The organism is Rhodococcus sp. JCM 9793, from assembly GCF_055380405.1.
The window spans coordinates 4,070,041-4,083,953 of the sequence record NZ_AP043721.1; the positions used below are offsets into that span (position 1 = coordinate 4,070,041).

The window sequence follows — 13,913 nt, forward strand, 5'->3', positions numbered from 1 at the left end:
ACACTACACGCGACTACCTGTGCCTCCACGTCACCGACCGCTGTGTTCTCGTCACCAACCTCGGCGTCGAGGTTGCGATCCGACGAGCTGTCCCTTCGCGGCATCGTCGCGTCCGCGGTACACGATGTACGGGCGGAACAGGTATGCGATGGGCGCACTGAAAGCGTGGACGAGTCGCGTGAACGGCCAGATCGCGAACAACACCAGCGCCACCGTCACATGGATGTGGAACGAGAGTGGTGCCTCTGCCATCAGGTCGCCCCGGGGCTGCAGAATCCAGATCGACCGGAACCACGGGGACACCGTCTCGCGGTAATTGTGCGCTTCGTTGGCCTCGACGGCGCCGATCATCGTCGTGCCGAGCCCGGCGACGATCGCGGCGACCAGCACGACATACATGACTTTGTCGTTGAGAGTGGTCGCGCTGAACACGGGACCCCTGGTGCGCCGACGGTAGACCAGCAGAGCCACGCCGAGCAGCGTCGCGACACCCGCGATGATGCCCGGAACCGCCGCGCCCCAGTGGTACATGTGTTCGCTGATGCCGACGGCTTCCGTCCAGGACTCCGGGATCACCAGACCGATGAAATGTCCGAGGATCACCACGAGCATGCCGAAGTGGAACAACGGACTGCCGATCCGCAACAACCGGTTCTCGTACAACTGCGACGAGCGGGTCGTCCACCCGAACTTGTCGTATCGGTATCGCCACCACGTGCCGACGATCAGTGCGACGAGGGCCACGTACGGCACGATGTCCCAGTAGATCTCGCCTGCGCTCATGCCGGCCGACCTCCTTCTCGAGCTTCTCGAGCGGAACTGCCGTCGCTGCGCGGCGGCACGGTGAGGGTGAAGGGCTGCAGTCCGATCGCCTCGGCGGGCGGCCCCGCCTCCGCCAGGTGCCGTGCTCGCTGCACCTCCTGGTCCGTGACCGGCGGGAGCGTGGCACACACCGCGGTCACGGGGTCGGCATACGGAGAGCCGCATTCGACGAGCGCGGTCTGCAGCACGTCCAGAGGCGCCCGATGCGCGGCGAGCAACTGCTGCCCCACTTCGGGATCGACCGTCGCAGCGAACTCGAGCACCACAGGCAGGTGGTCGGGGGCCTCCCCGGCAGGTGGCGCGACTCCCGCATCACGGTAGGCACGTGCGAACGCGTGGATCTCGGTCCCGCGGTTGCGTGTGTCGCCGCCGGTCCAGTAGGTCAGGTACATCGTCGAGCGGCGGCGCATGTCGAACGTCTCGACGTACTCGCGTGCCGCCACGAGGGGTTCGGTCTCGCGGAGGTACGACACGGTGCGCTCCAATGCCTCGCGTTCGGGTCCGGTGACGTGCTCGAGCAGAGCGTCGACGGTGACGAGTCTCGACGGTGTCCGTTCATCGGGATACGCGAGCAGCAGCGATGCTGCCTGCCTGATCGCGCGGTGCTGCAACCTCACCGACACGAGGTCGCGTCGCGTCGGTCGGCGAAGCAGCTTCATCGGTTCTCCTCCACATCGTCGCTGCGATTCTGCGGGAATATGCCTGCGGGAACACCTTTTCCATCCCAGTTCAGCAAATTCACTCGGGAGGGGTTACTCGCGTTCGCCCCCATCTCTTCCGACGTCTGCCGTTGTTTGAGCGCATGGAACGTCTCGACGGCAACGGGAACCGGCCCGCCGCTGGACTCGCCGAACGGACCCGATTCGTACATGCCGGGTCCGCCGTCGAACGACAACGCGCAGTCGGTGGCGGTCTCCTCGAGCTTGTGCCCCTCGGCCGCGTACGCGGTCGGGATGACGTACCGCTCGTCGTATTTGGCGAGCGCGAGCAACCGGTACATCTCGTACATGTCTTCCTCGGTCATGCCCACCGCCTGTGGAATGTGCGGCTGGGTATCGCGGCCGAGGTTGACATCACGCATGTACGAGCGCATCGCAGCGAGCCGGTGCAGGACACTTTCGACCACGCCTGTGTCGCCTGCGGTGAACAGTTCCGCGAGGTAACGGATGGGGATGCGTAGTGATTCGAGTGCACCGAACAGGTTTCCGAGGTCCTCGCCGTCGTGGCCGTCGCGGCTGACGGCGTCGACGACGGGCGACAGCGGTGGGATGTACCAGACCATCGGCATGGTCCGGTATTCCGGATGCAGCGGCAACGCCACTTTGTACTTGTTGATCAGTGCGTGGATCGGCGACCGTTGTGCTGCGGTGATCCACTCGTCGGAAATCCCTTCGGCCCGTGCACCGGCGATGACGTCCGGGTCGTTCGGGTCCAGGATGAGCTGCCGCTGCGCCTCGTACAGATCCTTGTCGTCCTCGACGGACGCGGCGTCGAGCACCTTGTCGACGTCGTAGAGCACGAGCCCGATGTACCGGAGCCGGCCGACGCAGGTCTCCGCGCACACCGTCGGCAACCCGACCTCGATCCGCGGGTAGCAGAACGTGCACTTCTCGGCCTTGCCCGTCTTGTGGTTGAAATACACCTTCTTGTACGGGCAGCCCGACACACACATCCGCCAGCCTCGGCAACGATCCTGGTCGACGAGAACTATGCCGTCCTCGCTGCGCTTGTAGATGGCGCCCGACGGGCACGAGGCCACGCACGACGGATTCAGGCAGTGCTCACAGATCCGTGGGAGGTAGAACATGAAGGTCTCTTCGAGCTGGAGTTTGACCTCCTCGTTGACCTTCTGCAGGATCGGGTCCTCCGGCACGATCTCGGGGGAACCGCCGAGGTCGTCGTCCCAGTTCGCCGACCACTCCACCTTCATCGGTTTGCCGCTGATGAGGCTGCGGGGCGGCGCAACCGGGATCTCGTTGCCGAGCGGCGCTGTGGTGAGGTTCTCGTAGTCGTAGGTCCACGGCTCGTAGTAGTCGTCGATCGACGGCATCTTCGGGTTCGAGAAGATCCGGGTCAGCTTGTGGATGCGCCCGCCGTCGCGCAGACGCAGTCGGCCCTTCTTGTCGCGGACCCAGCCACCTCGCCACTTCTCCTGATCCTCGTACCTGCGCGGATACCCCTGTCCGGGTCTGGTTTCGACGTTGTTGAACCACACGTACTCGGTACCCGAGCGGTTGGTCCAGGCCTGCTTGCAGGTCACCGAACACGTGTGGCATCCGATGCACTTGTCGAGGTTCATCACCATCGCCATCTGCGCCATGACCTTCATCAGTACGTCACCTCCTGGCTGCGGCGGCGGACCACCGTCACTTCGTCACGCTGATTTCCGGTGGGTCCGAGATAGTTGAATGCGTATGACGTCTGCGCGTACCCGCCCGCCATGTGCGTCGGTTTGATCAGGATTCTCGTGATCGAGTTGTGGATACCGCCGCGCTTGCCGGTGGTTTCGGTCAGCGGCACGTCGATCGTGCGCTCCTGTGCGTGGTAGACGTACACGACCCCTTCGGGCATGCGGTGCGAGACGACCGCGCGGCACACCACCACACCGTTGCGGTTGACAGCCTCGACCCAATCGTTGTCCCGGACCGCGATCTTCGCCGCATCGGCGGGGCTCATCCACATCGTCGGTCCACCACGCGAGAGCGACAGCATGAAGAGGTTGTCCTGGTACTCGGAATGGATCGACCATTTGGAATGCGGCGTCAGATACCGCACGGTCAGACCGACTCCGTCGGTCGTTCCGAGTGCGGACTCGCCGAACAGTCTCGACATGTCCAGCGGCGGCCGGTAGGTGGGTAACTGTTCTCCGACCTCTTCGATCCAATCGTGGTCGAGATAGAAGTGCATGCGACCGGTGAGGGTGTGGAACGGTTTGAGTTCCTCGATGTTCACCGTGAACGGGGCGTAACGCCGGCCACCGGTCTCACTGCCGGACCATTCGGGGCTGGTGATTACCGGGACCGGTCTGGCCTGAGTGTCGGCGTAGGTGATCCGGCGCTCTTCGCTGCCCTCGGCCAGATGAACGAGACGCCGACCTGTGCGTCTCTCGAGTTCGCGGAATCCTTCCACGGCCAGCCGGCCGTTGGAGGTTCCGGACAGCGACAGGATCACGTCGGCCATCCGCTCGGCAGTGGTGACCGCCGGGCGGCCCGCACCGGCACCGGTGTTCATCACTCCGAACTTCGCGGCGAGTTCGGCGACCTCCTCGGTGGGATGGGTGGTCACGCCCTTGGTGGTCAGTCCGAGATTGTCCACGAGCGGCCCGAGCGTCGACCACTTGTCGGCGATGGCGGCGTAGTCACGCTCGACGACCACGAGCGGACCCATCGTCTTCCCCGGGACCGGAACCTCACCGGTCTTGCGCCAATCGTTCTCGATGCCGGACGGGAAGGCCATCGCTCCCGGGGTGTCGTGCTGGAGCGTACCCATCACGACGTCGGTGCGGGTACCCAGATGCGTGCGTGCCTGCGCACTGAACGCCTTCGCGATGGCACCGAATGCATCGTAGTCCGAACGGGTTTCCCAGGGCGGGTCGATCGCGGGACTGAACGCGTGGATGTAGGGATGCATATCGGTGCTCGACAGGTCGCCCTTCTCGTACCACGTCGCGGCAGGCAGTACGACATCCGAGAACAGCGTGGTGGAGGTCATGCGGAAGTCGATCGACATCAGCATGTCGAGCTTGCCCTCCGGCACGGTGTCGGGCCACGTCACCTCGCTCGGCCGCAGACCGTCGGTGGTCTGCTCGCCCTGCAGGTTCGAGTCTGTTCCGAGCAAGTGCTGCAGGAAGTACTCGTTGCCCTTGCTCGAGGACCCGAGCAGATTCGAACGCCACACGCTCAACACCCGCGGCCAGTTCTTCGGATTGTCGGGATCGGTCACCGACAGTGGGAGGTCACCGCTCGCCAGTTGCTCCGCGACGTACGCGGGGATCTCCTTGCCGGCGGCACGTGCCTCGTCTGCGACGTCGAGACTGTTCCGCTCGAACTGCGGATAGAACGGGGTCCATCCCATCGCGACGGCCGAGGCCATCACATCCATCGTGTGCTTGTCGCGGAATCGACCGCGCCCGAGCGGGCTGGCCAGGGCGTCGGCGCGGTATCCGTCGTAGCGCCACTGATCAGTGTGCACGTACCAGTACGAGGTACCGGCCATCTGTCGCGGCGGCCGACTCCAGTCGGTGCCCATCGCCATCGCGGCCCACCCGGTCACAGGACGGCACTTCTCCTGACCCACGTAATGCGCCCAGCCGCCGCCGTTCCGGCCCATCGATCCGGTGAGCAGCAGCAACGCCAGCACAGCGCGATAGGTGGCGTCGCCGTGGAACCACTGGCAGATGCCCGCACCCATGATGATCATCGAGCGGCCGCCCGATTCCTCGGCATTGCGGGCGAATTCCTTCGCGATCCGGATGGCCTGTCCCGCCGACACTCCGGTGATCGATTCCTGCCACGCCGGCGTGTAGGGCGAGTTCGCATCGTCGTATCCGGTGGGCCACTGCCCCGGCAGGTTCAGGACCGGCCGGTTCACGCCGTACTGAGCGAGCATCAGGTCGAACACGGTGCACACCAGGTGGTCACCGACGCGGCGTACCGGGACTCCACGCTCGATGCTCTCACCGTGACCATCGATCGAATCGAAACTGGGCAGATGCACCGCCGCGCTCTCGCCGGTTGCGCCACCGACCGGAGCAACCGTCAACGTCGGTACGAGATCGCCGAGATCCAGGTTCCATTTTCCGACGCCGTCGTCGCCGTATCGGTGTCCGAGCGAGCCGTTCGGCGCCACGACGGTGTCGGTGGCACCGTCGAGCAGCACCGGCTTGAACGCGGCATTCTCCACATCGTGGCCGAGGTCGGCCGCGGTGAGGTTCTTACCCGGCACGAGTCTGCCGTCGCGCTCTTCCAGCTTCACCAGGAACGGCAGATCCGTGTACTGCCGCACGTAGTCGACGAAGAACGGGACCCGCTGCTGTACGTAGAACTCATTGAGCAGCACGTGGCCCATCGACATCGCGAGGGCTCCGTCGGTGCCGGCGGCACACGGCATCCATTCGTCGGCGAACTTGGTGTTGTCGGCGTAATCGGGACTGATCGAGACGACCTTCGTGCCCCGATAGCGGACCTCTGCCATCCAGTGTGCGTCGGGTGTCCTCGTGACGGGGACATTCGAGCCCCACATCATCAGATACGCGGCGTCCCACCAGTCACCGGACTCGGGCACATCCGTCTGATCACCGAACACCTGCGGGGATGCGACGGGAAGGTCGGCGTACCAGTCGTAGAACGAGGTCATGACGCCACCGAGCAACTCGATGAATCGCGAACCGGCCGCGAACGACACCATCGACATCGCCGGGATCGGCGAGAATCCCGAGACGCGGTCGGGACCGTACTCCTTGATCGTGTGCACGTGCGCGGCCGCGATCATCTCGGTGGCCTCGGTCCACGTCACGCGGACCAGACCGCCTTTGCCGCGGGCCCGTTGATAGCGGGCGCGCCGCTCGGGGTCGTTCTGGATGTCGGCCCAGGCGAGCACCGGGTCGCCGAGGCGTTGTCTGGCCTCGCGGTACATCTCGACGAGCACACCCCGTGCGTACGGATACCGCACCCGGGTCGGCGAGTACGTGTACCACGAGAACGCGGCCCCTCGGGGGCACCCTCGCGGTTCGTATTCAGGACGGTCGGGACCCACCGACGGATAGTCGGTCTCCTGTGTCTCCCAGGTGATGATCCCGTCCTTGACATAGATCTTCCACGAACACGACCCCGTGCAATTGACGCCGTGCGTGGATCGAACCACCTTGTCGTGGCTCCAGCGGTCGCGGTAGAACACGTCGCCTTCACGGCCGCCCTGGCGGGTGACGGTACGACCGTCGTCGGAATCCTGTCCAGGAGTGAAGAACCGACCGCTGCGAACGAGGAGTTCCTCGAGCGCTCCGCCCGTACCGCTCTTCTCTGTGGTCACTTCGATTCCTCCTGCGGCTGCGGTGTACCGGCTGCCGTATCGGTTGCCGGTTCACGTGTCTTCAGTTTGAGTGCGGTGTAGGCCAGCGCGATCAGCGCTGTCGCGACGAGCAACAGCAGACCGACCGTGTAGTCGTTGTCGACCGGGTCGTATGTCGCGCCCATCACCAGCGGCGGGAAGTAACCACCCAAACCACCTGCAGCAGCGACAATTCCGGTAACGCTACCGACCGACTTCGCGGGCGACCGCCGCGCGACCCACGCGAACACGCCGCCGGTCCCGATGCCCAGGAAGATCGCCATCGCGATGAAGTCGGTGGCCGACCAGACGTCCGGTGGAGGCTTCAGGGTGGCGATGAACGCCGTGACAGCGGTACCTGCGAGTGACGTCAGCACAACGTATTTCGGTGGGATCCGGTCGGAGAGTGCACCGCCGATGGGGCGGGCGATGACCGCGGCGACCGCGAATCCGGCCGTCCTCGTCCCCGCGTCGACTGCCGAGAAGTCGTAGATCGTCTTGATGTACGTGGGCAGGTAGTTGCTGAATGCCACGAACCCGCCGAACACGATGGCGTAGAGGAACGACATCTCCCATGTCACTCGCAGCTTGCAGGCCGCAATAAGCTTCGGGGTCACCTTGTCGGTGTTCGGGGTGAAGGTCGGCGAGTTCTTCATCGCGACGACACACAGGACGGCCGTGAGTGCGAGTGCGATCGCGATGATCACGTGGGTGGCGATCGTCCCGAACCAGCCGACGAAGCGCGGGGTGAAGAACGCAGACAGAGCGGTACCGACCATGCCGGCGCCGAACACTCCCGTGGCGAAACCTCGGCGGGACGCGTCGTACCAGCTGTTCGCGAACGGAATTCCGACCGCGAAGATCGTGCCCGCGATGCCGAGGAAGAATCCGAATACCAGGAGCAGCGGATAGGAGCCCGCCTCACCCGCGAATCCGACCGCGAGCACCGGGACGATCGAGGCGACGGTGACGAGGATGAACATGAACCGGCCGCCGTACCGGTCGGTGAGGGGCCCGACTGCAATTCGCCCGAGCGAGCCCACGAGGATCGGCGTCGCGACGAGCATCGACGCCTCGCTGCTACTGAGCGACATGTCGCCCGCATACGTGGTGGATAGAGGGCCGATCATGTTCCAGGCCCAGAAATTTATGGCAGATACCCAGGTGGCCAGTGCCAGATTGAACCCGGGTCGTGCCCCGATGCCAGTCGCTGCAACCGTGTTCACTCCCTCAGGTAACCACTCCGGAGTGGAGGCGCGTGCATATTTGGGTAAACGTTACAACTGACGACGTTTGTGAATTCGAACTTGAGTACGAAAGCCCCTGGCTGTCGCCCTCATCTACCGCCTAGGGTGCGGATTGAGCGAAAGCCCTCTGGAAACAGGGACTTTCGTCGATAATTCCGGAGTCCGGATATCACAACGCCCGCGGGCAGTTCTCCCCGTTCAGGGAGAACCACGCGCGGGCGTGTGCGGGAGAGATCAGGAGTCGGCAGCCTCGGTGGCTGCCTCTGCGGCGGCAGCCGGCTCAGCGGCGGCCTCCTCCTCGACAGGGATCAGGCTGATCTTGCCGCGGTTGTCGATGTCGGCGATCTCGACGCGGATCTTCGACCCGACGTTGACGACATCTTCGACCTTGGCAATCCTCTTACCGTTACCCAGCTTGCTGATGTGCACGAGACCGTCGCGTCCCGGAAGGAGCGACACGAACGCACCGAAGGCGGTGGTCTTGACGACCGTGCCCAGGAAGCGCTCGCCGACCTTCGGCAGCTGCGGGTTCGCGATGGCGTTGATCTTGTCGATCGCGGCCTGTGCGGACGGGCCGTCCGCAGCACCGACGTAGACGGTGCCGTCATCTTCGATCGAGATGTTGGCGCCGGTCTCCTCGGTGATCGAGTTGATCATCTTGCCCTTGGGGCCGATGACCTCGCCGATCTTGTCCACGGGGACCTTGATGGTGGTGATGCGCGGTGCGAACGGGCTCATCTCGTCCGGAGCGTCGATCGCTTCGGCCATGACCTCGAGGATCGTGGCGCGGGCATCGTGGGCCTGCGACAGCGCACCTGCGAGAACCTGCGACGGGATGCCGTCGAGCTTGGTGTCGAGCTGCAGCGCGGTGACGAAGTCCTTGGTGCCGGCGACCTTGAAGTCCATGTCGCCGAATGCATCTTCCGCACCGAGGATGTCCGTGAGGGCCACATACCGGGTCTCGCGGGTGCCGTTCTCGAGCTCGATCTCATCCGAGACCAGGCCCATTGCGATGCCGGCAACCGGCGCCTTGAGCGGCACACCGGCGTTGAGCAGCGACAGGGTCGACGCACACACCGAACCCATCGACGTCGAGCCGTTGGAGCTCAGCGCCTCGGACACCTGACGGATCGCGTACGGGAACTCTTCCTGGCTCGGAAGCACCGGGATGAGGGCCCGCTCGGCGAGTGCGCCGTGGCCGATCTCGCGACGCTTCGGCGAACCGACACGACCGGTCTCGCCGGTCGAGTACGGCGGGAAGTTGTAGTGGTGCATGTAGCGCTTGCTCGTCTCGGGACCGAGCGAGTCGACCTGCTGCGCCATCTTCACCATGTCGAGCGTGGTGACACCCATGATCTGGGTTTCGCCGCGCTCGAACAGGGCCGAACCGTGTGCACGCGGCACGATCGCGACCTCGGCCGAGAGCGCGCGGATATCCGTGATGCCGCGACCGTCGATGCGGAACTGGTCGCGGAGGATCCGCTGACGCACGAGCTTCTTGGTCAGCGAGCGGAATGCTGCGCCGATCTCCTTCTCACGGCCTTCGAAGCTCGGAGCGACCTGCTGGAGGATCTCCACCTTGACCTCGTCGGTGCGGTCGTCGCGCTCCTGCTTGCCGGCGATCGTGAGAGCCTCGGCGAGCTTGGCGGACGCTGCGGCCTCGACCGCGGCGTACACGTCGTCCTGGTACGGCGGGAAAAGCGGGAAGTCACCTGTGGGCTTCGCGGCCGCGGTGGCAAGCTGCTGCTGTGCGATGCACAGGCGTGCGATGAACGGCTTCGCGGCTTCGAGTCCCTCCGCGACGACCGTCTCGGTGGGAGCCTGTGCGCCACCCTCGACGAGTGCGATCACGTTGTCGGTGGCTTCCGCCTCGACCATCATGATGGCGACATCGGCGGAATCCGGGTCGTCGCCACCGCCGACGATGCGGCCTGCAACAACCATGTCGAACACAGCGTTCTCGAGCTGCTCGACGGTCGGGAACGCCACCCACTGGCCGGCCCTGTTCTCCTCCGACGTGATGAGCGCGACGCGCACACCACCGACGGGACCGGAGAACGGCAGGCCCGCGAGCTGGGTGGAGGCGGACGCGGCGTTGATCGCGACGACGTCGTAGAGGTCGTTGGGGTTCAGGCTCAGAACCGTGACGACAACCTGGATCTCGTTGCGCAGACCGTCGACGAACGACGGACGCAGCGGCCGGTCGATGAGGCGGCAGGTGAGGATCGCGTCGGTCGAGGGCCGGCCTTCACGACGGAAGAACGAGCCGGGAATGCGACCCGCTGCATACATACGTTCTTCGACATCCACCGTCAGCGGGAAGAAGTCGAAATGGTCCTTGGGCTGCTTCGAGGCGCTGGTGGCCGACAGCAGCATGGTCTCGTCGTCGAGGTAGGCGACGACGGCGCCGGCGGCCTGCTGGGCGAGCCGACCGGTTTCGAATCGAATGGTGCGGGTGCCGAAGGCACCATTGTCGAGGGTCGCGACGGCTTCGTAGACGCCTTCGTCGGTCTCGACTGCGGAATTGCTGGTCATCTTTGTATCTTCTCTTCCCTCTTCGTCTTCGCCGTACCCGCGCGGGCGCCGGGCCCCCTTGGCCACGGCTGCGCACCTATCTCACGGAGGCGGCCATCGATCGAAACCCACCGGCACGTCGCGTGCCGGAGAGTCACTACCGAAGACCGACACCGTCGGTGCGTACGGATCATCGCCGTCGACGGCGATGCGCTGCGCCGGCCATTGCGGCGCATACACCGATAGCCAACGAGGCCCAGTCTAAGGGGTACCCCGTTGGCTATCGGAAAAGATCAGCGAATGCAGATCGTGTCGTTTCCGGACTGCGTCAGCGACGCAGGCCCAGACGCTGGATGAGCGCGCGGTAACGCGCGACGTCGACCTTCTCGACGTACTTGAGCAGACGGCGACGACGACCGACCAGCAGCAGCAGGCCGCGGCGGGAGTGGTGGTCGTGCTTGTGCTGCTTCAGGTGCTCGGTCAGATCGGTGATGCGCTTGGTGAGCATCGCCACCTGCGCCTCCGGCGAACCGGTGTCGGTCTCGTGGAGACCGTACTCGCCGAGGATCTGCTTCTTCTGCTCGGTGGTCAATGCCACTGTTCTACTCCTGATCACTGATGTCCGCGTGATGAAGATCGGGCCGGGGCCCGGCGGTGCAGCCGCCACGAACCGCAGCACACACCGACGCGCAACGCTACCAGATGTTCACCTGGCGCTTCACTGCCGGCCTACTGGACGGGTCCTTGCTCCTGCGACGCCTGCCGCCGCCGCGTCGAGCTCAGCCACCTCGACGAAGCATTCACGCAGGAGTTCGACGTAGCGATCGACCCGGCTCGCGCCATCAGGCTCACCTGCGTGCAGACGACCCATCACGGTCACGGCGAATGCATCCCCCGCGCGGACGAAGGTGTGCAGGAACTCTGCACCCCGCGCAAGCGCCTGGATACCGGCGGTGAACCGGAATTCGCCCCACGGCAACGACCAGCTCACGTCCGCCCCGCAGTTCACACTGCTCACCACCGTTCCGACCCGCGGCACGGCCCCTTCGGCGAGCGCATCGTCGAGAATGCGCAACGCTCGACGATGGAACGGAGACGCCTCCCTTCCGTTGCGGACGAGCCCGGCAACGACAGCCGGCGATGCAGCTCTCGTGCGTTCGTGCGCCAGATCCTCGGCGATCGCGGCCATCCGTTCCTCCGCATCCGGAATATCGAAGTGCAGATCGATGAGTGCCCCGGCGATCCGGTTGACACCGAGCGCTGCGGCATCCCGGCCGAGAGCCACCGGCACAGCGGCCCGCGCGGCAGCTGCAGGGCCAGGCTCGTTGCGTTCGGCGTGGTACCGCTCCAATGCGAGCGAGACCGCGGTCAGCCCGAGCACGGTTACAGTCCGCGTCCGGGTCCCCGTGACCGCATCGAGGTCGGGCCGGATGATCCGGACGTGCCTGTCGATGACCGGTGTCGTTCCCGGGCCGGGCATCGGCTGCGACCTCGGCTCCGGTGCCGCAGCTCGGAGGGCGCGGCGTGTCGCCGCCAGTGAGATCACCGCGGGGACCGACCGCACAGCGGTTCGCAGGAATCCGTGGACGGCCGCAGCGACCGGGCGCGGGCGAAGCGCGGCCGGGGGAAGTCCGTCCACGACGAGGGGGCGATCCCCAGACCCGAACAACGCGTCGAACAACGGCCGCACCGACCCTCCCACCAACATCGCGTGACTGGCCTGGACCACGACGATCGTGAGGGTGGCAGGCTCGCCCCCGGGCGCCGGCACTCCGGGGAAGACGTGGATCCGCCACGGACAGCGCCGAGAGTCGAGTCCGCGGGCGCTGCGCGGCGCCACCCGATCGAGCCAGTGGTCGAAGCTGTCGCACGGTTCGTCGTACACGGCGAGGACGGCGTCGACGGACATGTCGGTGCGAACCCAGTAGGGATAGTCGAGGCCTGCCGGCGCATCCACGACTCGACGCGCAAGTGTGCCGAGAAGTGTCAGTCGCCCGTCGACATACGCGCGGATCTCGTCACGGCTCGGCCTTCGACCGGCGTCTTCGGTGAACGCGGCGAAAGACCACCAGTCCGTCGAGTGATCGGGCGTCGAGCCGTAGTAATTGCCGGCATCGACCCACGAGAGGCGCGCCTCTCTCCAATCACGAAACAACATGCTCCGAATTGTGATCGGCTACATTCCGAAAACAATCCCCTTACCGCGGGTTTCATCCGAACGGACTACGCGCCTTCCACCAGGAGGTCACGGGCACGGTCCGCGTCGCGATGCATGGCGGAAATCAATGCCTCGACGGAATCGAACTTCTCCATACCTCGAAGCCGCTCGACGAAGTCGACTGCGACGTGCTGCCCGTAGAGGTCGGCCTCCTCGTCGAGCACGAATGCCTCGACCGTGCGATTACGGCCGGAGAAGGTGGGGTTCGTCCCCACCGACACCGCGGCGCAGTAGCGCAGACCGGTCTCGAGCCCGTCCACGGGGGATCCTGAATCGAGGACGGTGAACCATGCGGCGTAGACACCGTCCGCCGGAATGGCCGCATACATCGGGGGTGCGATGTTCGCCGTGGGGAACCCCAGCCCCCGGCCGCGTCCGTCGCCGTGCACGACGACACCTTCCACACGATGGGGGCGGCCGAGAGCATCGGTGGCGGCGGCCATGTCGCCGGCGTCGACGCACGACCGGATGTAGGTCGACGAGAACGTCACCGCATGTTCGGCAAGCAGCGTCTGCCCGTCGACCGCGAAACCGAAGCGTTCGCCGATCGTGCGGAGCATCTCCACAGTCCCCGCGGCCTTCTTACCGAAGGTGAAGTTCTCCCCCACCACGACCTCGGCGACGTGCAACCGCTCGACGAGGATCTCGCGGGCGTAGCGCTCGGGCGAGAGCTTCATGAACTCGGGAGTGAACGGCATCACGCAGAACACGTCGACGCCGAGCCCCTCGGCGAGTTCGGCACGGCGGGCCAAGGTGGTCAGCTGGGCCGGATGACTCCCAGGGCGAACCACTTCCATCGGGTGCGGATCGAAGGTCATCAACACACTGGCGATGCCCCGCTCCTTCGCTGACTTCACCGCACGGGTGATCAGTTGCTGGTGACCTCGATGCACGCCGTCGAACACGCCGATCGTGACCACGCACCGACCCCAGTCCGCAGGTATCTCGTCCAGACCTCGCCATCTCTGCACATCGGAAAGCCTACGACCCCGAGCACGGACCGGCATCCTCGCCCTCGGACTCGGCCCGAGTGGACAATCCGAAACAGTGCTCTGCATAATTTCGGT

Annotated in this window: 9 protein-coding genes; all 9 read right to left on the reverse strand. The window is 65.3% G+C overall.

Annotated features, from left to right (window positions below; all coding sequences use genetic code 11):
* Positions 1 to 51: 51 nt before the first annotated feature.
* Complete coding sequence (gene narI, locus ACZ46K_RS20950) at positions 52 to 783, reverse strand: respiratory nitrate reductase subunit gamma (RefSeq protein ID WP_054810881.1); 732 nt, start codon at positions 781 to 783, stop codon at positions 52 to 54.
* Entirely contained in the window at positions 780 to 1,481 is a 702-nt protein-coding gene (narJ, locus tag ACZ46K_RS20955; protein ID WP_464744554.1) for a nitrate reductase molybdenum cofactor assembly chaperone, read from the reverse strand. Before narJ ends, narI begins: the two co-directional genes overlap by 4 nt.
* Positions 1,478 to 3,151 (reverse strand): nitrate reductase subunit beta, encoded by a 1,674-nt coding sequence (gene narH, locus ACZ46K_RS20960; RefSeq protein WP_054806680.1) that lies wholly within the window; start codon positions 3,149 to 3,151, stop codon positions 1,478 to 1,480. Before narH ends, narJ begins: the two co-directional genes overlap by 4 nt.
* Positions 3,151 to 6,849 carry a nitrate reductase subunit alpha gene (locus tag ACZ46K_RS20965; protein WP_464744556.1) on the reverse strand — a complete coding sequence of 1,233 codons (3,699 nt, stop codon included), beginning with the start codon at positions 6,847 to 6,849 and terminating at the stop codon, positions 3,151 to 3,153. Before ACZ46K_RS20965 ends, narH begins: the two co-directional genes overlap by 1 nt.
* Complete coding sequence (locus ACZ46K_RS20970; protein WP_464744558.1) at positions 6,846 to 8,093, reverse strand: nitrate/nitrite transporter; 1,248 nt, start codon at positions 8,091 to 8,093, stop codon at positions 6,846 to 6,848. The genes ACZ46K_RS20965 and ACZ46K_RS20970 overlap by 4 nt, the downstream gene beginning before the upstream one ends.
* Positions 8,094 to 8,348: 255 nt before the next feature.
* The gene (locus ACZ46K_RS20975; protein WP_464744560.1) at positions 8,349 to 10,649 is read right to left on the reverse strand and encodes a polyribonucleotide nucleotidyltransferase; all 2,301 of its coding nucleotides are present in this window, start codon (positions 10,647 to 10,649) and stop codon (positions 8,349 to 8,351) included.
* 307 nt (positions 10,650 to 10,956) lie between these two features.
* Positions 10,957 to 11,226 (reverse strand): 30S ribosomal protein S15, encoded by a 270-nt coding sequence (gene rpsO, locus ACZ46K_RS20980; RefSeq protein WP_054806682.1) that lies wholly within the window; start codon positions 11,224 to 11,226, stop codon positions 10,957 to 10,959.
* Between the two features lie 120 nt (positions 11,227 to 11,346).
* Positions 11,347 to 12,786 (reverse strand): DUF1298 domain-containing protein, encoded by a 1,440-nt coding sequence (locus ACZ46K_RS20985; RefSeq protein ID WP_464744562.1) that lies wholly within the window; start codon positions 12,784 to 12,786, stop codon positions 11,347 to 11,349.
* A 65-nt stretch (positions 12,787 to 12,851) separates the two neighbouring features.
* The gene (locus ACZ46K_RS20990) at positions 12,852 to 13,817 is read right to left on the reverse strand and encodes a bifunctional riboflavin kinase/FAD synthetase (protein ID WP_464744564.1); all 966 of its coding nucleotides are present in this window, start codon (positions 13,815 to 13,817) and stop codon (positions 12,852 to 12,854) included.
* Positions 13,818 to 13,913 lie beyond the last annotated feature (96 nt).